The organism is Pseudarthrobacter sp. KH_020_B, assembly GCF_057840185.1.
In genome coordinates this window covers 339,387-365,094 of the sequence record NZ_CM174506.1, presented here as the reverse complement: position 1 = coordinate 365,094, position 25,708 = coordinate 339,387, and the positions used below count along the sequence as shown (strand labels likewise).

The following is a 25,708-nucleotide window of genomic DNA, read 5'->3' as shown; positions in this document are numbered from 1 at the left end:
AAACAACCACCGGCACGGCCCCCACCAGCCAAAACACCCCGACAGGGCACATAACCCAGCCGTCCGCCTAATGCCTGTTATGTGGAATTCCACATAAGCGCCACAGCTTCGCCGTCAACACCCTCATCGACGCTCACCGCCACGGCGCCGACGTCGACGCCCGCCTGGCCACCCTGGCCACTTTCTTAGGCCACGTCGAGCCGGCCAACACTTACTGGTACCTCACCGCCAGCCCCGAACTCATGACTGCCGTCGCCCATCGGATGGCCACTTTTGAAAGGACGCCGCAGCCATGACCGCTCTGGCCCCCACCCTCGAATCGTTCTTCACCGACTACCTGCTCGCCCAACTCGGCGCTAGCCCTCATACTGTCGCCGCTTACCGCGATACCCTGCGCCTGTTCCTGCGTTATGTCCACGACCACACCGGGATTGCCCCCAGCGACCTGGATTTCTCCGTACTCGACGCCGCTTTGATCGGCGACTTCCTCACCGCGCTCGAGCAGCAGCGCCACAACAGCCCCAGAACCCGCAACGCCCGCCTGGCCGTCATACACTCGCTGTTCCGCCACGCCGCCCTACGCCACCCAGAGCATGCCGCCCAGATCGCCCGGGTCCTGGCGATCCCCAGAAAGAACACGAGCCAGAGCGTCATCTCCTGGCTCACCGGCCCCGAGGTCGAGTCCCTGCTCGCCACCCCCGACCAAAGCACCTGGACCGGCCGACGCGACCACCTGTTGCTGAAAGTCATGATCACCACCGGGATGCGGGTCGGTGAGATCACCGCCCTCACCAGAGGCGATACCTACTTGGACAAGCCCGGCGCCCACATCGCCTGCCACGGCAAAGGCCGCGCCACTCCCATCGACGCCGTCACCGCCACCACCTTAAGGAACTGGCTGGCCGAGACCCCAGCCCCAGCCGGCATGGCCCTGTTCTGCCCTCGCGGCACCACCAGGAAGATGACGACCGACGCAGTCGCCCAAAGAATCGCCCTCCACGCTTCCCGAGCTGCCAGCGTCAGCCCGACGATCGCGGTTAAGAACGTCACTCCTCACGTCCTTCGCCACACCTGCGCCATGCGAATGCTCGCCTCCGGAATCGACTCGACCACCATCGCCCTCTGGCTCGGCCACGAGTCCCCGGCCTCGACCAACCCCTATCTCCACGCCGACCTTGACCTCAAACAGCGAGCTCTTGACCGCACCGCCCCACTCCAAAGCCAACCAGGCCGTTACCAGCCAACCGACAAGCTGCTTGCCTTCCTCAAAGCCCTATAGCACCAGCCAGTTATGCCGAACTTCTCTCGCCCCCACCGCCCCACCAAGCGCCCACAGCGCCGACATCGGAATAACCACGACCTCGGCATAACCGGTGAAGGGGGGATAAACGGTACCTTCATGAACCACGACCGGACTCCTGATCGGACACACCCGCGTATCCATCAACGACCAAGACCTCACCGCCCAGAAAAGCGCCCTGGCCGCTCCGGGGTAACGCCGGACAAGACCTTCCCTGACGCATCAGACGAGCGACGCCATCACCAACCGCCGAGTGTCGGCATGTGTCCTTTTCGGGCATCGTCGGGCATTGCCATTCGGGACCCAGGCCTACCGTGCCAGTTCTGACGGCGCGAGCCGCCCAGGCTGGCGTTCGTCATACTGGTTCTATGCAGGCGACGACGGTGTTGGTCGAGGGCGAGAGTGACCGGATTGCGGTCGAGACACTGGCCCTTCGCGTTGGCCATGATCTGGCAGCCGAGCGGGTGACGGTGGTGCCGATGGGCGGCGCCACCAGCATCGTCCGTTTCCTCGACCGCTACGGCCCGGACGGCGCAGGCCACCGGTTGCTCGGCTTGTGCGATGAAAGGGAGTCTCGTGGCATCGCTCGAGCGCTCGCCCGGGTAGGCGTCGGGTCCGGGTCGCTGGCCGATCTTGGGTTCCACGTCTGTCACGCCGACCTGGAGGACGAACTCATCCGCTGCCTTGGGGTCGATGCCGTGCTCGACGTCATCGCGGCTCAGGGCGAGCTCGCGTCGTTCCGGATCCTCCAACGCCAGCCGTCACAGCGAGAGCGGCCGATAACGGCGCAGTTGCGCCGGTTCTTCGGGGGCCGCAGCGGTAACAAGATCCGGTATGCGCCCCTGCTCGTCGACGCATTACCAGCTGGGCTTGCACCCCCGCCGCTCGCCCGCCTCGTTGCCTCCTTCTGATGTGGTGGGGGTGCAGAGCCCACCACGCACCCAAACAGGCCACAAATGCCCATCGGGCAGCCGCCGTCGAACGCGTTCCCGAGGCACTTCGCGGCACCCCCTAACGGGGCACTTTGGGGCTTGTCCGTGCGGTTGTCGCCGCTTCTTACCTCTATCATTGAGCTTGCGGGAAACTGAGTACTTTTGATCCTGCCGGCGGAGTGTAAAACCGGCGTACCTGCGGGCGGCAGTCTGCACCTTTGAAGGGAACACCTATGGCTCGGAGCCCCGAAGAATCGCTCAAGGCGACTCTGGGCAGAGTGGCTCCGGGCACGCCGTTGCGCGATGGGCTGGAACGCATTCTCCGGGGGCGGACCGGTGCGCTGATCGTGCTGGGCTCGGACCGGACCATCGATTCCATCTGCTCCGGCGGCTTCGACATCGGCATCGACTTCTCCCCCACAAGGCTCCGCGAGCTGGCCAAGATGGACGGCGCCATCATCTGCGACAAGGACGCCGGAAACATCCTCCGCGCCGCGGTCCAGCTCGTCCCGGACTCCAGCATCGAAACCCAGGAATCCGGCACCCGGCACCGTACAGCGGAGCGTGTGGCCATCCAGACCGGCGTTCCCGTGATCTCCGTCAGCCAGTCCATGCAGATCATCGCGCTGTATGTGAACGGGCTGCGGCACGTGCTGGAGGGATCCGAAAAGGTCCTGGCCCGCGCCAACCAGGCCCTCGCCACGCTGGAACGGTACCGTTCGCGCCTGGACCAGGTCACCAGCTCTCTGTCCGCCCTGGAGATCGAGGCCATGGTGACGGTCCGCGACGTCGCGGTCACCCTGCAGCGCCAGGAAATGGTCCGCCGGATCTCAGAGGAAATCTCGCAGTACGTCCTGGAACTTGGCGAGGACGGCCGCCTGCTGTCCCTCCAGCTCGATGAACTCACGGTGGGCCGCGGCCCGGGCAGCGACGTCATCATCCGCGACTACGCCGGACCGGACGCGTCCGCCGAGGACATCGAACGGGCCGTCAGCGCCCTGGTGAACCTTGGCCCCACGGAACTGATCGACCTTGGCAAGATCGCCGGTATCGTCGGTTTTGCCGGCGGCGAGGCCAACCTCGACGCCGTGGTGCAGCCCCGCGGCTACCGGCTGCTGTCGGGCCTCAAGGCAGTCCCCAAGGCCGTTGCCGACCGCCTCGTGGACCACTTCGGCGGCCTGCAGTTCCTGATGGCGGCCACCATCGACGACCTCATGACCGTCGACGGCATCGGCGACCAGCGTGCCCGCACCGTCCGCGAAGGCCTGAGCCGCATGGCCGAAGCCAGCCTGCTGGACCGCTTCCTGTAGTTCCCCCATCGATTGAAAGAATTTCTCAGCTGAGCTGGAACACTGCCTTGGGGCTGGCCCTTGAGCCGAGCTTGGCCGTGAAAATGTAGTACGCCCCGCCGGCCCCCGGCTTGGCCTCGATGGGGCTGCAGCCTTCCAGCGTGCGGTTGCGGGCCCACGGGAAGTTCGCCGTTTCGCTGGCGCCCGGGGCAATCACCTTCACGAGGTCTTCGCCCTTGGCCTGGCAGTCCTTGGACGAGAAGATCCTGTCCGCGCCGCTCGTCACCAGGAACTCCATCTGGGACGTCCCGATGTTCACCTCGCACGGCATGGTTCCGCCGTTGGTCACCTTCAGCGTGAGCAGCGGGTTTTCGTCCGGGCCGTAGGCGGCTTTGTCGGTCGAGGCGGACACCGTCACGAGGTTCTGGTTGCAGGACGGCGTGGGCGTTGGGGTGGGTTCGCTGGCCGCAGTTTCCGACGGCGACGCACCGGTCGCGGGCGCGGCTTCGGTTGCGCCGCCGGTGGAGGATGCCTGCTCGGTGCCGCTTAACGCACCGGCCACCGCGAAGCCGCCGAAAGTGAGCCCCACCGCCATCAAGACGGCTGTTCCCACAAAAAGCCGACGGCGGCGGTACACGGCCGCGCTCGGCTGCCTGGTAGCGCCTGAACCGCCCCGGGAACCGGGCGCAGATGCCGTTTTGCGTGGTGATGAATTGCCTTGCCTGCCCATCCTCCTAGGCTAGAGAACCCGCCGGATTCTGCCGTCCCACCACGCCGGTCCCCGGCCAACGCTCAGGTCACAGTTTGTCCGCGGGCATCTTCGCGTGGGCTCCCGGGAATCCACTACAGTGTTGGGATCGACGCTACAATCCTTTCCCCAGCCATGCCCGCGGACGGCGCCCCCGTTACGGCCCAGTCCGGCACGGATGAACTCCGCCCCGAGCAACTCGCCGCGCTACACCGCAGGATCACCGGCTGGTTCGCGGAGACGGCAAGGGATCTGCCCTGGCGCGAACCCCACCGCTCACCGTGGGGAGTCCTGGTCAGCGAGATCATGCTGCAGCAGACGCCCGTTGTGCGGGTGCTGCCGGTCTGGCGGGAATGGCTCGAGCGCTGGCCCACTCCCGCAGGGCTCGCCGGCGAGCCTGCAGGGGAAGCCGTCCGCTCCTGGGGCAGGCTCGGCTACCCCCGCCGGGCACTACGCCTGCACGCGGCCGCCGCCGCCATCGTCCGCGACCACGGCGGCAAGGTCCCCGGCAATTACTCGGAGCTGCTGGCCCTGCCCGGCGTTGGCAGCTACACGGCCGCGGCCGTTGCCGCCTTTGCCTTCGGACGCCGGGAAACCGTGGTGGACACGAACATCCGGCGTGTGCACGCGCGCCTGGTTTCCGGCGTCGCGCTTCCCTCACCGTCGCTGAACGCTTCGGAGATGCGGCTCGCGGCGGAACTGCTGCCGGACGACGTCGGGACCTCCGTGCGCTGGAACGCTGCGGTGATGGAACTGGGGGCGCTGGTCTGCACAGCCCGGGCGCCCAAGTGCGCGGACTGCCCGGTGCGGGACGCCTGCGCGTGGCTGGCAGCCGGCGAGCCACCGCCGTCGTACGTTCCCAAGGGACAGGCGTGGCACGGCACCGACCGGCAGGTCCGGGGTGCCGTGATGGCTGTGCTGCGGCTTGCGGACGCCCCGGTGCCGGCGGAAATGTTCCAGCGGGAGCCTGCCGACCTGGGCTTCGCGGCGGACGGAATCGGGGTGCCCCTGTCCGCACTGCACCGGCTGAACTCCGCGCCGGAACAGCTCGAACGTGCCATGGCCGGCCTCCTTGGCGACGGGCTGGCCGAGCTCCACCAGGGCGGTTACCGGCTTCCCGCCTGAGGCGTCTTTAGGGTGGCCCGCACCCGGATGGCATACTTTCTGGTGACTCGAACCGGGGGAATTCATGAGAATCGTGCTGTACGGCATCTGGGCACTGTTTGTTGCGGGTGTCATTTTTGCGCTGGTCCGTTCACTGCGGAAAACCAGGCGGCAGGAAAAACTGATCGCCGGCTGGCCAAAGGTGCAGGCGACCGTCACCGGCAACGTTGCGGGCTGGACACACGGCGGAGGCGGCTCCTCCCGGAGCAGGCGCTTCTACCCCACTTACCAGTTCGCGGACCCCAACGGGACCCTGTATGCCGGCGAATCCGAGGTCTCGTACGCCAACCAGCAGGCACCGGGATCGCTCCTGCCGGTGGCCTACAACCCGGCGAATCCCAACCAGTCGTTCCAGGTGGCGTCCGAGTCCAAGATGGTGATCGGGTGCCTGATGCCGGTCTTCGCATTCTTCGCCCTGTTGCTGTTCTGGGTGGCCGGCGCTTTTCCCCTGGGCTGAACCGTGGACTCCCTGAAACTGCTGTTCATCGTCCTGCCCGGGCTTTTCCTTGCCGCGGGCCTCGTCCTGATGGGGCTGTCCCTGGCCGCGTCCTTCCGCCGGAAACGTTCCATGGCGGGGTGGCAGGAGGCTTCGGCCACCGTCACCGGAAACCTGTATGGCGCGGACGGACCCGGAAGCAACGGCCGGAACCGGTTTGCGCCGTCGTATGAATTCGCGGACGCCGGGGGCAAACGCTGGCTGGGGCAGTCCGATATCTACAGCCAGGACCAGGCGATCATCGGCACCCGCCTACCCGTGGTCTACAACCCGGCCAATCCCGCCGAATCCACGCCGCCGGTCTTCGTTGTTGCCAAAGGCCGGCTGGCCACAGGTCTCATTATGGTGATCTTTGGGGCCACAGCCATAACAATGTTTGCATCACTTTCCTGGTAGCAATGCGGGCTTCCGGCTCCGGATTTACGCTGAAGTATGGGCAAGCCCGGGGTACTTCTGGCACTGATGACGACGGCGGTGATCACCTCCGGCTGCTACTACTACTACCCCGTCCCGGAGCCCTGCCCGATGATTGCCCAGGCCAGTGCTGTCTCGGTGACTGTGGCGCGGGAGTACGTGGCGCAGGTGGGATCATTGCGCCTCAAGGCCTGCCAGGACGGCGTCTGCAAGGAGGCCCCAGTGGAACTGTTCCCAGGAACGGCATCAATTGACCAAGGTTGTACACCGGACGGCGCCTGCTCTGCAACGGCTTCCCCGGACGGAACCCTGATCGGGATGCTGATGCTGGAGTCCCTCACGGAGGCCCCGATGGCACTGACCGCCACGGGCACTTCTCCTGGCGGATCAGCCCTGCCGGTGCGCACCTTGGATTTCCGGCCCCGCGGCGCGTATCCCTACGGGGAGCATTGCGGGAGGTTCATCACGGCCTCGGTGATTCTGGACGCCGGTGGCCTGCGACAGGCTGCGTAGGGCCCTCGCTGGGCGGCAAATTGGCCCCGCCAGACCACCTCTTGACTTCCACTCAGGACACTCCTACGGTCTGTATTACCAGCATCGGCAACGTTGGATTAATAACAGGTTCGCCGCCGGAAAGGGGTAAGGGTGCCACTTTCAGATAGGGAGCGGAAACAGCTCGAGGAGTTGGAATCGGGCCTGGCGGCAGACGATCCGAGGCTCGCCGAGGAACTCTCGTCCGGCTCCGTGGGCATGAGGTTTGGCCGCCGTACCTACCTCGGTGCCTTCGCGTGCCTGATCGGGCTGGTGTCGCTTATTGTCGGTGTCAGCACGCAGATCATCGTGATCGGCGTCGGCGGCTTCCTCCTGATGGGAGCCGGCACGTATCTCCTCCTGGACAACCACAAGTTCGTCCCACGCCGCAACCCCAGGTCAAATAGCAACGGCGTCAAATAGCAGCCCGCCCTACGGCTCGCCGAAGCCCGCCTGCACCAGGCCGCCGACGTAGTTCAGGGCGCGCTCGGCGTCGGGCCCCCAAGCCTCGATGTGGAGCACGGATCCCTTGCCTGCCGCCAGGGTCATCAGGGATGTCATTGACGCGCCATCCACGCCGTTGACCGTGACGTCGGCGTTGAGGGACGCCAGCCCGCCCGCGATCTTGGCGGCCGGACGGGCGTGCATGCCGGCTTCATTCACCAGTTCGAAGTCGCCGGTGAAGTCCGGCCCCGGACCGGTGACGGACCCAACAGCTACGGTGCTTGCGGCGAGGACCGGCGACGCAGCCGCCACCTCCGGCCCCAATCCGTAGACCGCTTCGGCGGCACGTTTGACTGCTTTCACGTCGGCGCCGCCTTGTGCGGCGACGGCGGCGGCCACGAGGCCTTCCACCAGGGGCGCGTCCGCCAGGAGCACGCCGACCGGCTCCTCCACGAGCTCCAGGGCCGATTCCGCCGTCATCACGGCGGAACCCAGGTCCGTCAGGACCACCACCCCATCGCCGCCGGCCGCCTTGTCCAGGGCAGACATGACTTTCTCCAGGCTCGTTCCGATCCTGCCGTCGGCGGTGCCCCCGGCGGCGAGGATTACGACGTCGGGCGCCATCTGGGCGGCAAGCTCCACGGCGCCGTCGGCAATTTTTTCGCTATGGGACACCACCACCAGGCGTACTGTCACGCTGCGGCCCCGACAGCAGCCCGGAGAATCAGTGCACTGGAAGCGGCCCCCGGATCGCGGTGGCCCGCGCTCCGCTCCCCCAGGTAACTGGCGCGTCCTTTGCGGGCCACCAGCGGGTCTGTGGCCACGGCGCCCGCCTCAGCCGCTTCGGCTGCCGCGACCAGCACCCCAAGGACGGTGCCCGCGCCGTCCGCGGCGGCAGCCTGTGCGGCCTCCGCAGCGGGGGTCCAGGCGTCCACCATGGTCTTGTCGCCGGACTCGGCCTTACCCCGGGCCACGATGCCGTCGCGGGCGGCAACGAGCGCATCGGCGAGGCGGCCCGGATCAATCTCGGCGGCGTCGCCCATTGCGGTGGAAGCGCGCAGGAACGCGGTTCCGTACAAGGGTCCCGCGGCGCCGCCCACCTTGGACATCAGGGTCATGGCAGTCAGTTTCAGGGCCGCGCCCGGGGTCTCCGGCGGCGCATCGGCGAGTTTCTCCAGCACGGCCTGGAAGCCGCGGTCCATGTTCTCCCCGTGGTCCGAGTCCCCGATGGCACGGTCCAGTTCGATGAGCCAGACGCGGTTTTCAGCCATGGCCTGGGCGCAGAGAGTCAGCCACCTGACAGCCCATTTCACGTCCAGCACCACGGTTACACGCCCCAACGCAGGGCGGCGGTGTGCACGGGAGCGTCCCACAGTTGCGTCAGTTCATCGTCGAGCCGCAGCACGGAGATTGAGCAGCCCTGCATTTCCAAGGACGTGATGTAGTTCCCCACCAGCGAGCGTTCGACGGCGGCTCCACGTTCTGCGATCACCTGGGCAGCGCGGCGGTAGACGATGTACAGCTCGCTCAGGGGGGTGCCGCCCATGCCGTTGACGAACAGCAGGACTTTCTCGCCGCCGGTGATGCCCAGATCACTGAGGACCGGGTCCAGCAGGCGGTCGGTGATGCCGTCCGCGTTCTCCATGGGGATTTTGTGCCGGCCGGGTTCGCCGTGGATGCCGATGCCGATCTCGATTTCATCATCCGCCAGGTCAAAACTGGGCGTTCCCGCATGCGGCACTGTGCACGCGGACAGTGCAACCCCCATGGTGCGGACATTGCTGTTGACGCGGTCGCCGATCGCGGCCACGGCATCGAGGTTGTCGCCCCGCTCAGCCGCGGCGCCGGCGATTTTCTCCACCAGAACCGTGCCACCCACCCCGCGGCGGCCTGCGGTGTACAGGGAGTCCTCCACCGCGACGTCGTCATTGACCAGGACCGTACGGATGTCCACGCCTTCGGCCTGCGCGAGTTCCGCTGCGGTCTCAAAGTTCAGGACGTCGCCGGTGTAGTTTTTCACGATATGGACGACGCCGGCGCCCGAGTTAACGGCGAGCGTCGCCGGAAGGATTTGGTCCGGCGTCGGCGAGGTGAACACCGCCCCCGGCACGGCGGCGTCGAGCATTCCCAGCCCGACAAACCCGGCGTGGAGCGGCTCGTGGCCGCTTCCCCCGCCGGAAACGAGTCCGACCTTCCCTGCCACCGGCGCGTCTTTGCGCGTGACGTACTTCGGATCGGCGGTGACGGTGACGAGTCCCGCGTGGGCCAGACCGAATCCCTCGACGGATTCGTCAACCACGGAACGGGGATCATTGATGAGCTTTTTCATGGCAGAACTCCTGGGGTGTGGGTGCTTCCTGGAGGATGCACTTTGACCCTACTACCGTCGCCTGAAGTCCGGTAGCCTGCGGCGATGCGGTGGAAGCAGTAAGGGACAGCCCCCAATGACTGTCCCTTACGGCAGGCCCCACACTGCAACCCTGTCAGTTTATCCATCAATTCGACATAAAGCTATTTGTGTCACAGGGTGACTTCTTGCCCGGGGTTGCCCGGGCAAGATGATTAGGGGTGTCTAGAGGATTTTGATCATGCGGGTATTGCCCAGGGTGTTGGGCTTAACCCGCGCCAGGTCCAGGAACTCGGCAACGCCTTCGTCATGGGAGCGCAGCAGCTCGGAATAGACCACGGGGTCCATTGCCGTCTGGTCGGCCATGACCTCGAAGCCGTGGCGCTTGAAAAAATCCACCTCGAACGTGAGGCAGAAGACCCGGCCCACGCCCAGTTCACGGGCCTCTGCCAGCAGGCTTTCCACCAGCACGTGACCTACCCCCTTGCCGCGCCACGCGTCCGATGCGGCCAGCGTCCGGACCTCGGCGAGGTCCTCCCACATAACGTGCAGGGCGCCGCAGCCGATGACTTCGCCGTCGTCCGCTTCTGCGATCCGGAACTCCTGAAGGCTTTCGTAATAGGCAACCGTCTCCTTCGCCATCAGAATCCGCTGATCCGCCAGCGGAGCCACAAGGCGCTTGATGGCCGCCACGTCACTGGTACGCGCAGAACGGATACGGAAAGAGTCAGAATCGGTCACCCGACAATCCTACGGTGGCGACCACGCCAGGTCGGGCGGCCCGGCTGGGTTGGGGCGCTCCCGCACCGGCGCACGAAGGCCCCGCCGCTCCTTGTGGGAGTGGCGGGGCCTTCGGTTTTGGTGCTTAGACGCTCGGGGCGATCTCCGGGATGCGCGGCTTGGCGTTGCCGGCGAACGTGAACTTGGCGTCGTCGCCTTCGCCATCCACGTCCACTACAACGATGTCGCCGGCGTGGAGCTCGCCGAACAGGATCTTCTCGGAGAGCTGGTCCTCGATCTCGCGCTGGATGGTGCGGCGCAGTGGCCGGGCACCCATGGCGGGATCGTAGCCGCGGGTCGCCAGAAGCACCTTGGCCGCGGTGGTGAGCTCGATGCCCATGTCCTTGTCCTTGAGGCGCTTCTCCAGGCGGCCAACGAACATGTCCACGATCTCGATGATCTCGTCCTGGGTGAGCTGCGGGAACACCACAACGTCATCCACACGGTTCAGGAACTCCGGACGGAAGTGCTGCTTGAGCTCTTCTGTCACACGGGCACGCATCCGGTTGTAGCCGGTCTGCGTGTCTGTGCCGGACTGGAAACCGGTGGCAACACTCTTGGAGATGTCCCGGGTGCCCAGGTTGGTGGTCATGATGATCACGGTGTTCTTGAAGTCCACCACACGGCCCTGGGAGTCGGTCAGGCGGCCGTCTTCCAGGATCTGCAGGAGTGAGTTGAAGAGGTCGGCGTGCGCCTTCTCCACTTCGTCGAACAGGACCACGGAGAACGGACGACGGCGGACCTTCTCGGTGAGCTGGCCACCCTCTTCGTAGCCGACGTAGCCCGGAGGGGCACCGAAGAGACGCGAGACCGTGTGCTTCTCCGAGTACTCGGACATGTCCAGCGTGATGAGGGCGTCCTCTTCACCGAACAGGAACTCGGCCAGGGCCTTGGCAAGTTCGGTCTTGCCGACGCCCGTGGGGCCGGCGAAGATGAACGAGCCGCCCGGACGCTTGGGGTCCTTCAGGCCTGCACGGGTGCGGCGGATTGCCTGGGACAGGGACCTGATGGCCTCGTTCTGGCCCACCACACGCTTGTGCAGTTCGTCTTCCATCTTCAGCAGGCGCGAGGACTCTTCCTCGGTCAGCTTGAAGACCGGGATGCCGGTGGAGTTGGCCAACACTTCGGCGATGAGATCCTCATCCACCTCCGAGATGTCATCCATGCCGCCGGACTTCCAGTGGCGTTCCTTCTCGGAGCGCTCGGTGATGAGCTTCTGCTCCTTGTCCCGGAGCGAAGCGGCACCTTCGAAGTCCTGGGCGTCAATGGCGGATTCCTTCTCCATCTTCAGCTTGGCGATCCGCTCATCCATGGCCTTTAGCTCCGGCGGGGCCGTCATCCGGCGGATGCGCAAGCGGGCACCGGCCTCGTCGATCAGGTCGATGGCCTTGTCCGGCAGGAAGCGATCCGAGATGTAGCGCTCGGCGAGGCTGGCAGCCGAGGCGAGGGCGCCGTCGGTGATGGTGACGCGGTGGTGCGCCTCGTAGCGGTCACGCAGGCCCTTGAGGATCTCGATCGCGTGAGCGACGGAGGGCTCCTTGACCTGGATCGGCTGGAAGCGGCGCTCCAGCGCGGCATCCTTCTCGATGTGCTTGCGGTACTCATCCAGGGTGGTGGCACCGATGGTCTGCAGTTCACCGCGGGCCAGCATGGGCTTCAGGATGGACGCAGCATCGATGGCACCTTCAGCAGCGCCGGCACCCACAAGCGTGTGGATCTCGTCGATGAAGAGGATGATGTCGCCGCGGGTGCGGATTTCCTTGAGGACCTTCTTCAGTCGCTCTTCGAAGTCACCGCGGTACCGTGACCCGGCCACCAGGGAACCGAGGTCCAGGGTGTACAGCTGCTTGTCCTTGATGGTTTCCGGGACGTCGCCGCGGACAATCGCCTGGGCGAGGCCTTCAACGACGGCGGTCTTGCCGACGCCCGGCTCACCGATCAGGACGGGGTTGTTCTTGGTGCGGCGCGAAAGGACCTGCATAACGCGTTCCATTTCGGATTCGCGCCCGATCACCGGGTCCAGCTTGTTCTCGCGCGCAGCCTGGGTCAGGTTGCGGCCGAACTGGTCCAGGACCACGGATCCGGCGGGAGTGCCTTCGGGCTGGCCCGGGCCGACGCCGGCGCCGGTGGTTTCCTTGCCCTGGTAGCCGGAGAGGAGCTGGATGACCTGCTGGCGGACGCGGTTGAGGTCTGCACCGAGCTTGACCAGCACCTGGGCGGCAACGCCTTCACCCTCGCGGATGAGGCCGAGCAGGATGTGCTCCGTGCCGATGTAGTTGTGGCCTAGCTGCAGGGCTTCGCGCAGCGAAAGTTCCAGGACTTTCTTGGCACGCGGGGTGAAGGGGATGTGGCCGGACGGGGCCTGCTGGCCCTGGCCGATGATCTCCTGCACCTGTTCGCGCACGCCATCGAGCGAAATGCTCAAGGACTCAAGGGCCTTGGCGGCAACACCCTCACCCTCATGGATCAGACCCAAGAGGATGTGTTCGGTACCAATGTAATTGTGGTTCAGCATGCGTGCCTCTTCTTGGGCAAGCACAACGACGCGACGGGCACGGTCCGTAAATCGCTCAAACATTTCGCCACACTCCTAGCTACAACGTACTTTGATGCTACGTGGCAGACCCCGACTTGTGGAGCGTGTTCGCCACAGGGGAAACATGACGTGTTCAACCTCCCGTCACCCTGCACCGCTTGGATCAATGCAAGGACCTCAAGCAAGGAGAACGTCATGGAAGTCATCACCCTCCTCATGACCGCCGCGACCATCGCCCTCGCCGGGATTGGGGGACTCTACTACTCGTACGCCTGTTCAGTGATGCCGGGTCTGCGTGCCACCGATGACGTGACGTTTGTCAGTGCCATGTCCAGGATCAACGCCGCGATCCAGAATCCGGTATTCGCGTTGAGCTTCGTTGGCGCGTTTCTGGCCTTGGCGGCGTCGTCTGCCGTTTCATGGGCCAATGGGCTTGCCAGCACACTCCCCCTCGCTGTGGGACTGGCTTGCTATTCGGCCACGCTGGTCATCACATTCGGGGTGAACATCCCCCTGAACAATGGTCTCGACCAGGCCAGCTCGGGAGACGCCGCGGCAGCCAGAAAATCGTTCGAACGTCGGTGGACCCGGTGGAACATCCACCGCACGTGGCTGTCGCTGGCCGCGCTGGTAGCGCTCAGCATTGCTTGGGCCGCTTTAGGACAGTCGTGAGGCCCCTATCCGTGCGGCTAATAACAAGAGGAGTGCGGCCAGGACTGCCGTAAATCGCCGAGACCCTCTAATTCCGGACATTTCATGCTCCCGCCCCTCAAAGATTCGAGTGGGCGAATTCGCGCGGGCGTTCCGGAGCACGGGTTTTGCGCATACCGAGCCCGTCTTGCGCATTCCCAATTGGCATCAAAAAACCCTGCCCCCACCCGAAGGTGAAGACAGGGCCTAATATGCAGCCGGAGAGGCGGCAGGTCAGGAATTTGCCTTTTGGTAGGCTTCCTGGATTTCAGCTTGAATTCGGCCGCGGCTGTTAACCGTGTAGCCGTTATCCCGGGCCCATTGGCGGATCTGCGCGGAGTCGTTGCCACGTCCCGGCGCAGCCGCTTTCGCGCGGGTAGCCCGCCCTGCAGTCCTTTTGCGTCCGGCGGCAACAAAGCGCTCCAAGGCAGACCGGAGCTCGGCTGCGTTGGCCGAGGACAGATCGATTTCGTAGCTGATCCCATCGAGCCCAAACTGGACATTCTCGTCCGCGGACCCCCCGTCCAGATCATCGACGAGGATTACGTTTACTTTCTGTACCATTTAGAGACTTCCTCTTTGCTGTTCGGGCCTGCAGAAAAGCAGGATGTTCCTATTAAAAGTATGAACCTCTTTATGGCAACGCGTCAAAGCGTCGAATCGTTCCTGTGGATATCCACAGGAGCCCGCAGAAAGCCCTTTCGAGCTATTTGTCCGTTTCCGGGTTCTGTTCGTTCAATGGCGCGGCCGAACGCGCGTCCGCCTCGGCTTGTGCACGCTTTTCCGCCTGCCGCTCGGCCTTATCGGCATTGAAGATGGATTTCATGGCAAACCAAAAAAGCAGGCCAACCACCAGCGAGGGCAGGAGTACGGCTACATATTCCATGATTAGTGGCCTTCGGGCTTCAGAAGCGGGAAAAGGATGGTTTCGCGGATGCCGGCGCCGGTGAACAGCATGACCAGCCGGTCGATGCCCAGGCCGATGCCTCCCATGGGCGGCGCGCCGTATTCCAGGGCCCGCAGGAAGTCCTCGTCCAGCTGCATGGCCTCGACATCGCCCGCGGCCGCGTGCCGCGACTGCTCGGTCAGCCGCTCGCGCTGGATGACGGGGTCGATCAGCTCGGAGAAGGCCGTGCCGCGTTCCATGCCGCCGATGATGAGGTCCCAGGCTTCGATCAGCCGGCCGTCCTCGCGGTGCGGGCGGGCAAGCGGCTGGGCAGACGGCGGGTAGTCGTACACAAAGGTGGGGTTCAGGAGCGTGGGTTCCACAATTTCGCCGAACAGTTCCACGGCCAGTTTCTCGGTGTCCCACTTCGGGTCCATCTTGACCTCGTGCTTTTGCGCGATTTCGCGCAGCACCTCAAGCGAAGTGTCCGGCGTGACTTCCTGGCCAACGGCGTCGGACAGTCCCGGGTAGACCGAAATCCAGGCCCAGTCGCCGTCGAGGTTGATCTCGCCGGCGTCGGTCTGGAGGGTGCGGCCCACGCCCACGGCGTCAGCGGCGTCGAGGATGATTTCCTTGATGCGCTCGGCCATGACGAACTGGTCAGCCCAGGCTTCGTAGCACTCAAGGGTGGTGAATTCGGGGCTGTGGGTGGAGTCCACGCCCTCGTTGCGGAAAACGCGGCCCATGTCGTAGACGCGGTCGATCCCGCCCACCACGGCACGCTTGAGGTACAGCTCGGTGGCGATGCGAAGGGTCATCTTCTGGTCGAACGCGTTCATGTGCGTCTCGAAGGGGCGGGCCAGGGCGCCGCCGTGGACCAGCTGCAGGATGGGGGTTTCCACCTCGACATAGCTGTGGCGGTGCAGGCTTTCACGGATGGAACGGGTGATCGCGGCGCGGGTGTAGACCATTTCCCGGGCTTCGTCGCGCACCATCAGGTCCACGTAGCGCTGGCGGACGCGGGTTTCCTCGTTCAGTTCCGCGTGCAGCACAGGTAGCGGCCGGAGTGCCTTGGAGGCCATGGACCAGGACTCGGCCATCACGGACAGCTCGCCGCGGCGGGAGGAGATCACTTCGCCCTTGATGAACACGTGGTCGCCGAGGTCCACCAGCGCCTTCCAGTCCGCGAGCGCTTCCTCGCCCACGTTGGCAAGGCTGAGCATCGCCTGGAGCCGGGTGCCCTTGCCGTCAACGCCGCCTTCCTGCAGCGTGGCGAAGCAGAGCTTGCCGGTATTGCGCACAAAAACCACGCGGCCGGTGACGCCCACAACGTCGCCGGTAGTGTCGTCGGCCTCAAGGTGCGCGTACTTTTCGCGGATCTCCGTGAGGGAATGCGTGCGTTCCACACCCACCGGATATGCCTCGGTGCCGCGCTCGATCAGCTTCGCGCGCTTGTCCATACGGATGCGCATCTGCTCGCTGGCGTCGAGCGGCTCTGGGGCATTTTTGGGGGTGGGGGTGTTTTGGGAAGTCACAATTCCCAAGTTTACCGGGAGTTCGCGCCCCCGGCTCCCGGCGGACACCGAGGCATACACTCGGGCTGTGGAGACGTGGAAAGTTGAAGCGGAGGACGGCGGGCGCCTCGACATGCACTCGTTCCGCACCCCCGCGGGGCTGGACCCGACGACGGCGGCACGTCCCGGCGTCGTACTCATCCACGGCACTTTGGTCACCGACGCCCTCTACCGGCCTTTTGCCCGGAAGCTCAGCGTCCTGCTTGGCCGGCCGGTGCACTGCTACAACCGGCGCGGCAGGGCGGGGTCAGCCCCGCAGCCGGAGGACTATTCGGTGCAGACCGAGGTCAGCGACCTGGCCGCGGTCATGCGCGAGACCGGCTCCACGGACGTGGTGGCCCACAGCTACGGCGGCTTCGTGGCACTGCAGGCCGCCCGGACACTGCCGATCGGCCGGCTGGTCACCTATGACGCCGCCGTGTCCGTGTCCGGAAACCTGAGCCACCGCTGGCGGCCGGAGCTTGAAGATGCCGTCACTGCGGGCCAGCTCAATCACGCCTGGGCGCACCTGGTCCAGGGCCTGGCCACGGCCGGTCCGCTGTCCTACCTCCCGCTCGGCGCGCTGCGGATACTGAGCATCCTCTCGGCCAGGACCAATCTGGGCGCGGAGATGCGCCAGCTGCTGCCCACGGCCGTCACCGAAATGCGCGCAGTACTGGACGCCGAAGCCGAACTGGACCATTTCACCGCCCTCACCACTCCCATCTTGATGCTCAGCGGCGGCTGGAGTCCGGCGTACTTTGCCGAGACCGGCCGGCAACTGGCCGCCACCGTGCCGTCCATCAGCTTCCAGGTGGTCCCCGGCCAGCTGCATGAGGGTCCCATCCGCCCCGGCAAGGGGCTGGCCGTACGGGTGGCCCGGTTCATCAACGGCAGCGACGGCCAGGTCCGGACGCTGGGCAGGCGCCGGTAGGATGCTTCGCCGGTTGGGCGATTACGGGCGCGCCTAGGATGGGAAGCGTGAAAGAACGGGAAGTCCCCACGCACGACGGCGGCAGGCTGGCTTTGTACAGCTACGGAACCGAGGATGCGCCGGGCGAGCGCCGGGTGGTGGTCATCGGCGGGGCGTTCCTCACCGCCTTGATCTACCGGCCGTTCTCGATGGCATTGGCAGACGGGCTGGGCGACGGGTGGGCTGTGGACGTCTACGACCGGCGCGGGCGGGGCAACTCCACCGAGCAGCCAGCCGACTACTCCATGGCCACGGAGATCGCCGATGTCCGCACGGTCATGGATGCGACGGGCGCCCGTAACCTCCTGGGCCACAGCCTGGGCGGCTCGGTGGCACTGAACGCCGTCCAGGAGTTCGTGGGGACTCCGCACGAGCCGGACAAGCTGGCGGTCTACGATGCTGCCGTCAACATCGAGGGCAGCATTGACATGGCATGGCTGGACGATTTCGAGGCCGCGGTGAACGCCGGCAAGGTGGGTCATGCCATGGCCCGGATGAAGAAAGGCATGCAGCCGGGTACCGCGCTGTCAAAGGTCCCCGAGCCGGTCCTGGCAGGGCTGATGGCCGTGGTGTCCCGTACCAAGGTGAACAAGTTGTTCCGGGAACTGATGCCCACGGGCGTGGGCGAACTGCGCGCCGCGTACGACGAAGCCGAGCATGTCCGGAACTTCGCTGTCCTGCCCGCCAACACGCACTTTATGGTGGGCGGCAAGAGCCCGAGCTACTACAAGGTCACGGCCCAGCGCCTTCATGCGGCCGTCCCGGGGAGCACGTTCGAGCTCTCGCCCAAGGGCTTCCACGGCTCCATTCCGGCCGCGGTGAAGGAACTTGTCACGGACATCGCCGAATACTTCAAGGGCTAAGGCTTTCCGCAGGTTGCTCGGCTAGGCTCGGATTATGACGAGCAAGAACATCAAGACCCCCGACGGCGGCACTCTGGAGCTCTTCTCCACGGGCGCTGAACTGGCCTCCGCCGGCTCCGGCGTGGTCGTGGTGCCGGCCTCCATGGTGACCGCGGCCGACTACACAAAGTTCGCCCAGAAACTCAGCGCCGCGTTGGGCCGCCCGGTGCACACTTTCAACCGCCGCGGCCGGGGTTCCTCGTCGGCGCAGGCCGAGGATTACACCCTGGATGCGGACATCCGGGACCTGGACGCCGTTATGAAGCACACGTCCAGCACGGACGTGTTTGGCCACAGCTTCGGCGGCGCGGTGGCCCTGCACGCGGCCCGGACCCTTCCCGTTGAGCGGCTGGCTGTGTATGACCCCGCCGTGTCCGTGAACCACAGCGTGACGGCCAGCTGGACCGCTGAATACGAACGCGCCACGGCCGCCGGGGACGACGACCGCGCTTTGGCCGTGCTGCAGCGCGGCCTTGAGGCGGGCGCCCTCTCACGGATGCCGCTGTCCATGCTCACCATCGCAAACAAGCTCACCGCCGGCACGTCCGAGGGCAAGCAGCAGCGTGAACTGATGCGCACCGGCGTCCGGGAAATCAAGGCCATCATCGCCGCGGACATGCCGGCCGAGCCGTTCCTGGAACTGCCCCTGGAAACGCTGATTATTGTAGGCGAGAAGAGCCCCGCGTACTTCGGTGTTGCCTGCGGCCAGATCCACGACATCCTGACCGGCTCCAGCTACACCATCCTCCATGGGGCCGGCCACGACGGCGTCCTCCGCGCCCCGGACAAGCTCATCACCGAACTGAGTGACTTCTTCGCCGGCTAGCCCGCGGTGGTTCCCCGCGCGACCCCGGCGCGAACGGACACTTAAGGCCCGCCACTCCCGCGCGAACGGACACTTGAGGCCCTGGTTTCCTTGGAAAACAGGGCCTCAAGTGTCCGTTCGCGCCGGTCCGAGGGCGGAGGTGTCAGTTCGTGTCCTTAGTGCGCGCCGCCCGGGGCTGCGCCTTCTGTTTTGCGCATCATCGCGGAAAGTACGACGGCGGCGAGTGCTATGGCGGTTGCCATCAGGAATGCTGCGCTCATGCCGGCAACGAGCCCTGACGCGGCCGAGACCACGGCGAAGATGGACACCAGCAGCGCCGTGCCGGCGGCACCGGCCACCTGCTGGGCGGTGCTCATGATCGCCGAGCCGTGCGAGTAGAGATGCGGCGGCAGCGGGTTCAGGCCGGTGGTAAATGCTGGCGTGAACAGCAGCGCCAGGCCGAAACTCAGCCCCACGTGGAGGGTGACGATCCACCAGACCGGAGTGCCGGCGTCGAGCATTGAGAACTGCCACAGTGCCGCCACCATGAGCACGGAACCGGTAACGGTGAGCGGCAGCGGCCCCACTTTGTCGAACAGCCGGCCGATGAACGGGCCCAACAGGCCCATCGCCAGGCCACCGGGAAGGAGCGCGAGACCGGTCTCCAGCGAACCCAGGCCGCGGATTTCCTGCAGGTAGAGCGGCAACAGGATCACGCCGCCGAAGAGCGCCATCATGGCCACCACCATCAGCAGCACGGAGACCGTGAACATCCGGAAGTTGAAGGCACGGAGGTCCAGCAGCGGGGCTTCGGCTTTCTGCAGCCGGAGCTGGCGGAGCACAAAGACCGCCAGGCTGGCGACGCCGATGACCAGCGCGGCGATGGCCAGGGTGCTCGGACCGCTTTGCCCGCCGTGGCCGCCGCCGATCTGGCTGAGGCCGTAGACCAGGCCGCCGAAGGCAGGCACGGTGAGGACCACGGAGAGGAAGTCGAGCTTGGTCTTCTCGGTTTCACCGACGTTCGTCAGGTACTTCGCGCCGATGGCCAGCGCGGCCAAGGCTACTGGCAAGACAAAGACGAACATAAAGCGCCAAGTGAAGTGCTCCAGGATCAGCCCGGAGACGGTGGGTCCCATGGCGGGCGCCACGGAAATGGCGATGCTGACGTTCCCCATCACGGCGCCGCGCTTGGCCAGCGGGACCAGGGTGAGGATGGTGGTCATCAGCAACGGAAGCATGATGGCCGTTCCACCGGCCTGGACAATGCGTGCCAGGAGCAGGATCTCAAAACCGGGCGCCGCTGCCGCCAGTGCGGTGCCACCGGCGAACAGTCCCATGGCCAGCATAAAGACGGCTCGCGTGGACAGGCTCTGGAGGATGAACCCGGTGGTGGGGATGACAACGGCCATGGTGAGCATAAAACCAGTGGCCAGCCACTGCACGGTGGGCGCGTCCACGCCAAGGTCAACCATGAGCCGCTGCAAGGCAACGTTCATGATGGTCTCGTTCAGGATCACCACAAACGTCGCCACGAGCAAGGTGGCGATGACGGTCACCGATTCGCGGGACATCTTCTCCGGCGCGGAGGACTTCGGCGCCGCAACCGACCCGGGCCGCCCGGAGGCGTTCGAAGAGACTTCTGTAGACATGGGTGTTCCCTCAGGGAGTAAGAATGAAGTGTTGCGCGAGCACGTCGCTGCAGGTTCCAACACTCTACCGTCCGGAGTAATTCCGGCTCGCAGGATTTTTTCTTCGGCACGGGCTTTTTCTGGCCCCGGCGTAGGCTATGTGGCGTGGACACCCGGAAACTGAAGTACTTCCTGGCCGTTGTTGACCATGATGGATTCAACCGGGCAGCCGAGCACCTGCTGATCGCCCAGCCGTCGCTGTCCCAGACCATCGCAGGACTGGAAAAGGAACTGGGCGTGCCGCTCTTCCACCGCATCGGTCGGCGCGTGGTCCTCAGCGAGGCCGGCAAGGAACTGGTGGGACCGGCCCGGTTGGTGATGCGGGATCTTGATGCCGCGCAATCGGCGGTACAGGCCCTGCGGGGTGTGCGCAGCGGAAGGCTGGACATCGTCACCATGCCCTCCCCCGGCATCGAGCCGCTGACGTCCATGATCGCCGGCTTCACCCGGCACCACCCGTCGGTCCGGCTCAACGTCAGCGCCGCGTTCACCCCGGACGAAGTCATTGAATCCGTCCGGACCGGCAGCACGGAGATCGGCCTGGCAGGATCCTCCACGCCCATCATGGTGCCCGGCGTCAACGTCCTGGAGCTCGAGCGCCAGCCCCTGATCCTGATTGTCAATCCCCAGGCCGATACCTTCAGCTCCGGGACGGCGATCCAGCGCGAAGACCTGGGCGGACACCGGCTCATCGCCAGCCAACGGGGGTCGCTCATGCGCTGGCTGGTGGACGACGCCCTGGCCCACGGCGTGGACGTGGAAATCGTCGTCGAAGTCGCCCACCGGACGTCCATCCTGCCGCTGGTGCTGGCCGGCGTCGGGCACGCAGTAATGCCACTGTCCTGGGCGCCCACCGCGCATAAAGCAGGGCTCCGCACGCTGCTGATCGAACCGGTGTCCTACCTGGATGTAGCCATCCTGAGCCGGAAGGAAGGCCTGACGCCCGCTGCCCTGGCATTCCTGAAAGTGGCCGAGCAGCACACGCAGGGTCACCAGCCCCATCCGTTGCTCCGATAACGCCCTTTTGAACGCTCAAAGGGCCAGGGCCCACGCCGGCAGGGTTTCCCTGGCCGAACTTGTGAGGCGAGGGGGCCGGTGGGGAGCAATCGATGGGGGATCGATAGGCTGAGCCTATCTGCCGTATCGAATCTTGGTCTTGGACGCCTCATGCATCCAGCCCGTCTACTTGAAGAGGAAGGGCAGCGTGACGCTGCTAACAAACTCAACGAGGAGGTAGGCACATGAGCGCCACCCAGAAATTCAGCATCGCTTCGATCCCCGCAGACGGCGTCGGCAAGGAAGTAGTCTCCGCCGGCCGCCGCGTCCTGGACGCCCTCGCGGAGAACTCCGGCGGCAAGTTCGCCTTCGAGTGGACCGAATTCCCGTGGGGCTGCGGCTACTTCGAAAAGACCGGCCAGATGATGGACCCCAACGGCCTTGAAACGCTGAAGGACTTCGACGCCATCTACTTCGGCGCCGTCGGCTGGGAGAACGTCCCGGACCACATCAGCCTCTGGGGCCTGCGCCTGAACATCACCCAGAACTTCGACCAGTGGGCCAACATCCGCCCGGTGAAGTTCCTTCCCGGCATCCAGTCCCCGCTGCGCAAGGCCGACCACACCGAACTCGACTGGGTTGTGGTCCGCGAGAACAGCGAAGGCGAATACGCCGGCCTGGGCGGACGTAACCTGAGCGGCCGTGGCCCCGGCAACGAGGTGGCCCTGCAGACCGCATTGTTCACCGAGAAGGGCTGCGAGCGCATCATGCGCTTCGCCTTCGACCTGGCCCGGACCCGCACGGTGAAGAAGGTCTCCTCGGTCACCAAGTCCAACGCGCAGCAGTACGGCATGGTCCTCTGGGACGAAACCTTCCAGCGCGTGGCATTGGACTACCCGGACGTTCAGACCGAAAGCGTGCTGGTTGACGCGATGAGCGCCAAATTCATCCTCAAGCCGGAGGACCTCTCCGTGGTGGTCGCCTCCAACCTCAACGCCGACATCCTCTCGGACCTGGGCTCGGCACTGGCCGGCAGCCTGGGCCTAGCCGCGAGCGCCAACCTGAACCCGGAACGCCGCTTCCCGTCCATGTTCGAACCGGTCCATGGTTCCGCCCCGGACATCGCCGGCAAGGGCATCAGCAACCCGATTGGCGCCATCGCCAGCGCCGCTCTTATGCTGGACCACTTCGGCCTGCATGAGGAAGCCCGCCAGGTTGAAGCCGCCATTGAGCAGACCACCGGCGCCGGGCACCTGACGCGCGACGTCGGCGGCGACTCCACCACCGACGACGTCACCGAGGCCATCGTCAAGGCCCTCACCCACACCCTGGCAACTGTCTGACTGAAACGTTCGACGGCGGCCCGCCAGCCGCCCGCGGGGGTCCCTACCCAACGCTCGCATGCTCGCGTAGGGGCCCTCGGGACGCCGCTTATTCCACTATTTGCCCCAACTCCAGCGACTTTCCACAACGAGGTAGGAATCATGGATCACATCAGCACCGCCGGCACGGATTCACCGCCGGCCCCCAAGACCCGTTGGTACCGGCAGCTTTACTTCTGGGTACTCACCGCCATTGTTCTCGGCATTCTCGTCGGCTGGCTCGCACCGACCGCCGGCATCGCCATGGAACCCATCGGCACCACCTTCGTGAACTCCATGAAGATGCTGATCGGCCCGATCGTGTTCCTCACCATTGTGGGCGGCATCGCCAGCGTCGCGGACCTGAAGAAGGTCGGCATGACGGGCCTGAAGGCCCTCACCTACTTCCAGGTGGGCACCATCCTGGCCATGGTCTTCGGCCTCGTGGCGATCAACATCTTCCGCCTCGGCGACGGCGTCAACGCTGACGCTGATTCGATCCAAACCTCCGAATCCGCGGCGAAACTGATCGACGCCGGCCAGCACCAGGAGTGGTGGCAGTTCCTCACTCACATCATCCCCAACAGCATCGTGGGGCCCTTCGTCGAGGGCGACATCCTCCAGATCATCTTCATCGCCGTGGTGTTCGGCATCGCCCTGAACGCCATGGGCAAGGTGGGCGCACCGGTCCTGGACGGCGTGCAGCGCCTCACCGGAGTGATGTTCAAGATCCTGGGCTTCATCATGAAGGCCGCCCCGCTGGGCGCTTTCGGTGCCATGGCCTTTGCCGTCGGCAAGTACGGCGTGTCCTCCCTGACCAGCATGGGCGGGCTGATCGCGCTCTTCTACATCACCTCCATCCTGTTCGTTGTGGTGGTCCTCGGCTCCGTCATGGCCTTCCTGAAGCTGAACATCTTCAAGATGATCCGCCACCTGAAGGAGGAGTACATGCTCATCCTGGGCACCTCCACCGCCGAGCCAGCCCTCCCCGGCCTGATGCGCAAGCTTGAGCACGCCGGGGTAAAGAAGGAGACCGTGGGCCTGGTGGTCCCCACGGGCTACAGCTTCAACCTCGACGGCGCCGCGATTTACCTCTCCCTCGCTGCCCTCTACATCGCCCAGGCCACCAATACGGACCTGACCTTGGGCCAGCAGTTGGGTCTGCTCGCCGTGATGCTGCTGACCTCCAAGGGTGCAGCAGGCGTGGCCGGCGGCGGTTTCATCGCCCTGACCGCCACACTCACCACCATCGGCACCATCCCGGCTGCCGGCATCATGCTCATCTTCGGCATCGATAAGTTCATGTCCGAGTGCCGCGCCCTGGTGAACTTCACCGGCAACGCCGTCGCCACGCTCTTCATCGCCTGGTGGGACCGCACCCTGGACGCCGACCGCGCCCGCCGGGTCTTCAACGGCGAAACCGTGGAGCCCATGCCCGCCGAGGACCCCACCCACCTCGACGAGGTCACCGAGACCGACGAGGACCTCGCGGAATACGGCCACCACTCACCCAACCGCCGCCCCGCCTACTCGGAATCCGTCTGACATGACCAACACAACCGCCCCAAAAACCGTCCGGACCCTCATCGCGCCGGACAAGTTCAAAGGCAGCCTCACTGCCAGCGAAGTAGCGGACGCCCTGGCAGCCGGACTGCGTTCCGCCACTGGTTCTTCCGGCGGTTCTTCCGGCGGGGCCGGGACGGTGCACTGCGAGCTCCTTCCACTCGCAGACGGAGGGGACGGCAGTGTTGATGCCGCCATCGCCTCCGGCTTCGGCCGCCGCAGCCACACCGTGGCCGGACCAACCGGCCAGCCCGTCCAGGCCAGCATTGCGTTCGACGGCGTCACGGCCGTTGTGGAAGTCGCCAACACCTGCGGTTTGGGGCTTCTGCCCGGCGGGAAACTCGAAGCCTTGGAAGCCTCCAGCCGAGGCTTCGGCGAAGCGGTCCTGTTCGCACTGAGCCTTAACCCTGCCCGGATCGTGCTGGCGCTCGGCGGCAGCGCCAGCACCGACGGCGGCATGGGCATGCTCGCCGCCCTGGGCTACACCTTCCACGACGCCGAAGGACGCCTGCTCTACGGCAGCGGAGCGGATGTGGCCCGGATCCACTCCATCCAGGGGTCTCCCGTTCCCGAGTTGGCCGACACCGAGCTCGTCGTCGCCAGCGACGTCCACAACCCTCTGCTTGGTGACCAGGGTGCGCCGAGGGTTTTCGGACCGCAGAAGGGTGCAGGCCCGGCCGAGGTTTCCGCTTTGGAGTGCGGACTCGCTCACCTTGTAGCCGTGCTGGCTGACGCCGGCTTCACGGACGCGGCAGCACTGGCAGAGCACAAGGGGGCCGGCAGTGCCGGCGGCATCGGCTACGCCTGCTTGCTGCTCGGGGCGAAGCAGGTCTCGGGGGCCGACTACTTCCTGGACCTGCTGGACTTCAACACCCGCAAGGACCGTTGCGACGTGGTCATCACCGGCGAGGGAAGCATCGACGAACAGACGCTGGCCGGGAAACTGCCCGCCGCCGTCGCCCGCCGGTCCGGCCCGCGGCCCATCATCGCCGTCGCCGGCCGTTCACTGCTGCCGCGGGAGCGCTGGTCCGGCCTCGCCCTGACGAGCGTGTACACGCTGGCGGAGTACACCGACCGGGATTCGTCCAAGGACCCCGAACTGTCTGCGGCGCTGCTGCGGCAGATCGGCAAGGACATCGGGGCCAGCCTCCTCTAATCCCAATGCCGTTCGGTTAGGCGCCGGAGTTCAGCGTCAAGTCCCGCCGCGTCGGCGTGTTCTCCGGGAAAAGAGGTGTGGCTCCTGTTGAAGTAGTTCGGTCCTCCAAGACTGATCTACCCCACGGGAGCCACGATGTCCGATTCTGCCATTA

26 protein-coding genes are annotated in these 25,708 nt (G+C 65.5%); 16 read left to right on the top strand and 10 right to left on the bottom strand.

The genetic code is table 11. The features are described from left to right. The first annotated feature begins 292 nt into the window (after nt 1-292). From AC3IT0_RS01740 to disA, 3 genes are all read left to right on the top strand, one after another. Nucleotides 293-1,279, top strand: coding sequence for a tyrosine-type recombinase/integrase (locus AC3IT0_RS01740; RefSeq protein WP_489322112.1), 987 nt, complete (start codon nt 293-295; stop codon nt 1,277-1,279). Between the two features lie 389 nt (nt 1,280-1,668). Next, a complete protein-coding gene (locus tag AC3IT0_RS01735) occupies nt 1,669-2,211 on the top strand; it encodes a TOPRIM nucleotidyl transferase/hydrolase domain-containing protein (RefSeq protein WP_489322111.1) in 543 nt (180 codons plus the stop codon). Between the two features lie 254 nt (nt 2,212-2,465). After that, nucleotides 2,466-3,542, top strand: a complete 1,077-nt coding sequence (disA, locus tag AC3IT0_RS01730) for a DNA integrity scanning diadenylate cyclase DisA (protein WP_489322110.1) — start codon at nt 2,466-2,468, stop codon at nt 3,540-3,542. 25 nt (nt 3,543-3,567) lie between these two features. Here disA and AC3IT0_RS01725 read toward each other — a convergent pair whose 3' ends face one another. Further along, on the bottom strand, nt 3,568-4,251 hold the full coding sequence (locus AC3IT0_RS01725) for a hypothetical protein (protein WP_489322109.1): 684 nt from the start codon (nt 4,249-4,251) through the stop codon (nt 3,568-3,570). Between the two features lie 153 nt (nt 4,252-4,404). Here AC3IT0_RS01725 and AC3IT0_RS01720 point away from each other — a divergent pair, with 153 nt between their 5' ends. From AC3IT0_RS01720 to AC3IT0_RS01700, 5 genes are all read left to right on the top strand, one after another. Beyond that, a complete protein-coding gene (locus AC3IT0_RS01720) occupies nt 4,405-5,394 on the top strand; it encodes an HhH-GPD family protein (RefSeq protein WP_489322108.1) in 990 nt (329 codons plus the stop codon). 64 nt (nt 5,395-5,458) lie between these two features. Continuing rightward, entirely contained in the window at nt 5,459-5,890 is a 432-nt protein-coding gene (locus AC3IT0_RS01715) for a DUF3592 domain-containing protein (protein WP_489322107.1), read from the top strand. A 3-nt stretch (nt 5,891-5,893) separates the two neighbouring features. Further along, complete coding sequence (locus tag AC3IT0_RS01710; protein WP_489322106.1) at nt 5,894-6,325, top strand: DUF3592 domain-containing protein; 432 nt, start codon at nt 5,894-5,896, stop codon at nt 6,323-6,325. 36 nt (nt 6,326-6,361) lie between these two features. Next, the gene (locus AC3IT0_RS01705) at nt 6,362-6,856 is read left to right on the top strand and encodes a hypothetical protein (RefSeq protein WP_489322105.1); all 495 of its coding nucleotides are present in this window, start codon (nt 6,362-6,364) and stop codon (nt 6,854-6,856) included. 132 nt (nt 6,857-6,988) lie between these two features. Continuing rightward, a complete protein-coding gene (locus AC3IT0_RS01700) occupies nt 6,989-7,297 on the top strand; it encodes a DUF3040 domain-containing protein (protein ID WP_489322104.1) in 309 nt (102 codons plus the stop codon). Nucleotides 7,298-7,306: 9 nt separating this feature from the next. Here AC3IT0_RS01700 and dhaM read toward each other — a convergent pair whose 3' ends face one another. The 5 genes from dhaM to AC3IT0_RS01675 form a co-directional block, all read right to left on the bottom strand. Then, nucleotides 7,307-8,014, bottom strand: a complete 708-nt coding sequence (gene dhaM, locus AC3IT0_RS01695) for a dihydroxyacetone kinase phosphoryl donor subunit DhaM (RefSeq protein WP_489322103.1) — start codon at nt 8,012-8,014, stop codon at nt 7,307-7,309. After that, nucleotides 8,011-8,643: a dihydroxyacetone kinase subunit DhaL gene (dhaL, locus tag AC3IT0_RS01690; RefSeq protein WP_489322102.1), complete on the bottom strand. Its 633-nt coding sequence runs from the start codon at nt 8,641-8,643 to the stop codon at nt 8,011-8,013. The genes dhaM and dhaL overlap by 4 nt, the downstream gene beginning before the upstream one ends. A 2-nt stretch (nt 8,644-8,645) precedes the next feature. Next, nucleotides 8,646-9,647, bottom strand: coding sequence for a dihydroxyacetone kinase subunit DhaK (gene dhaK, locus AC3IT0_RS01685; protein ID WP_252568039.1), 1,002 nt, complete (start codon nt 9,645-9,647; stop codon nt 8,646-8,648). Nucleotides 9,648-9,890: 243 nt separating this feature from the next. Beyond that, on the bottom strand, nt 9,891-10,406 hold the full coding sequence (locus AC3IT0_RS01680; RefSeq protein ID WP_489322101.1) for an amino-acid N-acetyltransferase: 516 nt from the start codon (nt 10,404-10,406) through the stop codon (nt 9,891-9,893). A gap of 124 nt (nt 10,407-10,530) precedes the next feature. Then, a complete protein-coding gene (locus tag AC3IT0_RS01675; RefSeq protein WP_489322100.1) occupies nt 10,531-13,023 on the bottom strand; it encodes an ATP-dependent Clp protease ATP-binding subunit in 2,493 nt (830 codons plus the stop codon). Between the two features lie 153 nt (nt 13,024-13,176). Here AC3IT0_RS01675 and AC3IT0_RS01670 point away from each other — a divergent pair, with 153 nt between their 5' ends. Then, complete coding sequence (locus AC3IT0_RS01670) at nt 13,177-13,653, top strand: anthrone oxygenase family protein (RefSeq protein ID WP_489322099.1); 477 nt, start codon at nt 13,177-13,179, stop codon at nt 13,651-13,653. 252 nt (nt 13,654-13,905) lie between these two features. Here the strand turns inward: AC3IT0_RS01670 and AC3IT0_RS01665 are convergent, their stop codons facing one another. The 3 genes from AC3IT0_RS01665 to lysS all read right to left on the bottom strand — a co-directional run bounded on the left by AC3IT0_RS01665 (nt 13,906) and on the right by lysS (nt 16,092). Next, nucleotides 13,906-14,235 carry a histone-like nucleoid-structuring protein Lsr2 gene (locus tag AC3IT0_RS01665; RefSeq protein ID WP_489322098.1) on the bottom strand — a complete coding sequence of 110 codons (330 nt, stop codon included), beginning with the start codon at nt 14,233-14,235 and terminating at the stop codon, nt 13,906-13,908. Nucleotides 14,236-14,377: 142 nt separating this feature from the next. Then, complete coding sequence (locus tag AC3IT0_RS01660) at nt 14,378-14,557, bottom strand: hypothetical protein (RefSeq protein ID WP_489322097.1); 180 nt, start codon at nt 14,555-14,557, stop codon at nt 14,378-14,380. Between the two features lie 2 nt (nt 14,558-14,559). Next, the gene (gene lysS, locus AC3IT0_RS01655) at nt 14,560-16,092 is read right to left on the bottom strand and encodes a lysine--tRNA ligase (protein WP_489322096.1); all 1,533 of its coding nucleotides are present in this window, start codon (nt 16,090-16,092) and stop codon (nt 14,560-14,562) included. A 67-nt stretch (nt 16,093-16,159) separates the two neighbouring features. Here lysS and AC3IT0_RS01650 point away from each other — a divergent pair, with 67 nt between their 5' ends. Genes AC3IT0_RS01650 through AC3IT0_RS01640 form a run of 3 tightly spaced genes read left to right on the top strand, consistent with a single transcriptional unit; the run spans nt 16,160 to nt 18,811 of the window. After that, nucleotides 16,160-17,044 (top strand): alpha/beta fold hydrolase, encoded by an 885-nt coding sequence (locus AC3IT0_RS01650; protein WP_489322095.1) that lies wholly within the window; start codon nt 16,160-16,162, stop codon nt 17,042-17,044. Nucleotides 17,045-17,091: 47 nt separating this feature from the next. Then, a complete protein-coding gene (locus tag AC3IT0_RS01645) occupies nt 17,092-17,946 on the top strand; it encodes an alpha/beta fold hydrolase (protein WP_489322094.1) in 855 nt (284 codons plus the stop codon). A gap of 34 nt (nt 17,947-17,980) precedes the next feature. After that, on the top strand, nt 17,981-18,811 hold the full coding sequence (locus AC3IT0_RS01640) for an alpha/beta fold hydrolase (RefSeq protein ID WP_489322093.1): 831 nt from the start codon (nt 17,981-17,983) through the stop codon (nt 18,809-18,811). 155 nt (nt 18,812-18,966) lie between these two features. Here the strand turns inward: AC3IT0_RS01640 and AC3IT0_RS01635 are convergent, their stop codons facing one another. Next, entirely contained in the window at nt 18,967-20,439 is a 1,473-nt protein-coding gene (locus tag AC3IT0_RS01635) for a DHA2 family efflux MFS transporter permease subunit (protein ID WP_489322092.1), read from the bottom strand. Between the two features lie 144 nt (nt 20,440-20,583). Here AC3IT0_RS01635 and AC3IT0_RS01630 point away from each other — a divergent pair, with 144 nt between their 5' ends. The 4 genes from AC3IT0_RS01630 to AC3IT0_RS01615 all read left to right on the top strand — a co-directional run bounded on the left by AC3IT0_RS01630 (nt 20,584) and on the right by AC3IT0_RS01615 (nt 25,554). Next, the gene (locus tag AC3IT0_RS01630; RefSeq protein WP_489322091.1) at nt 20,584-21,495 is read left to right on the top strand and encodes a LysR family transcriptional regulator; all 912 of its coding nucleotides are present in this window, start codon (nt 20,584-20,586) and stop codon (nt 21,493-21,495) included. Between the two features lie 224 nt (nt 21,496-21,719). Continuing rightward, nucleotides 21,720-22,817 (top strand): tartrate dehydrogenase, encoded by a 1,098-nt coding sequence (locus AC3IT0_RS01625; protein WP_489322090.1) that lies wholly within the window; start codon nt 21,720-21,722, stop codon nt 22,815-22,817. A 141-nt stretch (nt 22,818-22,958) separates the two neighbouring features. Next, entirely contained in the window at nt 22,959-24,380 is a 1,422-nt protein-coding gene (gene dctA, locus AC3IT0_RS01620) for a C4-dicarboxylate transporter DctA (protein WP_489322089.1), read from the top strand. A gap of 1 nt (nt 24,381) precedes the next feature. Continuing rightward, the gene (locus AC3IT0_RS01615; protein ID WP_489322088.1) at nt 24,382-25,554 is read left to right on the top strand and encodes a glycerate kinase; all 1,173 of its coding nucleotides are present in this window, start codon (nt 24,382-24,384) and stop codon (nt 25,552-25,554) included. Nucleotides 25,555-25,708 lie beyond the last annotated feature (154 nt).

Bases quoted from the DNA above. Each gene is read 5' to 3' on its own strand.
- AC3IT0_RS01725 (WP_489322109.1), bottom strand. From the start codon at position 4,251: ATGGGCAGGCAAGGCAATTCATCACCACGCAAAACGGCATCTGCGCCC.
- AC3IT0_RS01670 (WP_489322099.1), top strand. From the start codon at position 13,177: ATGGAAGTCATCACCCTCCTCATGACCGCCGCGACCATCGCCCTCGCC.
- AC3IT0_RS01715 (WP_489322107.1), top strand. From the start codon at position 5,459: ATGAGAATCGTGCTGTACGGCATCTGGGCACTGTTTGTTGCGGGTGTC.
- AC3IT0_RS01705 (WP_489322105.1), top strand. From the start codon at position 6,362: ATGGGCAAGCCCGGGGTACTTCTGGCACTGATGACGACGGCGGTGATC.
- AC3IT0_RS01675 (WP_489322100.1), bottom strand. From the start codon at position 13,023: ATGTTTGAGCGATTTACGGACCGTGCCCGTCGCGTCGTTGTGCTTGCC.
- disA (WP_489322110.1), top strand. From the start codon at position 2,466: ATGGCTCGGAGCCCCGAAGAATCGCTCAAGGCGACTCTGGGCAGAGTG.
- AC3IT0_RS01625 (WP_489322090.1), top strand. From the start codon at position 21,720: ATGAGCGCCACCCAGAAATTCAGCATCGCTTCGATCCCCGCAGACGGC.
- AC3IT0_RS01740 (WP_489322112.1), top strand. From the start codon at position 293: ATGACCGCTCTGGCCCCCACCCTCGAATCGTTCTTCACCGACTACCTG.
- AC3IT0_RS01735 (WP_489322111.1), top strand. From the start codon at position 1,669: ATGCAGGCGACGACGGTGTTGGTCGAGGGCGAGAGTGACCGGATTGCG.
- dctA (WP_489322089.1), top strand. From the start codon at position 22,959: ATGGATCACATCAGCACCGCCGGCACGGATTCACCGCCGGCCCCCAAG.
- AC3IT0_RS01615 (WP_489322088.1), top strand. From the start codon at position 24,382: ATGACCAACACAACCGCCCCAAAAACCGTCCGGACCCTCATCGCGCCG.
- AC3IT0_RS01635 (WP_489322092.1), bottom strand. From the start codon at position 20,439: ATGTCTACAGAAGTCTCTTCGAACGCCTCCGGGCGGCCCGGGTCGGTT.
- AC3IT0_RS01640 (WP_489322093.1), top strand. From the start codon at position 17,981: ATGACGAGCAAGAACATCAAGACCCCCGACGGCGGCACTCTGGAGCTC.
- AC3IT0_RS01665 (WP_489322098.1), bottom strand. From the start codon at position 14,235: ATGGTACAGAAAGTAAACGTAATCCTCGTCGATGATCTGGACGGGGGG.
- dhaK (WP_252568039.1), bottom strand. From the start codon at position 9,647: ATGAAAAAGCTCATCAATGATCCCCGTTCCGTGGTTGACGAATCCGTC.
- AC3IT0_RS01720 (WP_489322108.1), top strand. From the start codon at position 4,405: ATGCCCGCGGACGGCGCCCCCGTTACGGCCCAGTCCGGCACGGATGAA.
- AC3IT0_RS01660 (WP_489322097.1), bottom strand. From the start codon at position 14,557: ATGGAATATGTAGCCGTACTCCTGCCCTCGCTGGTGGTTGGCCTGCTT.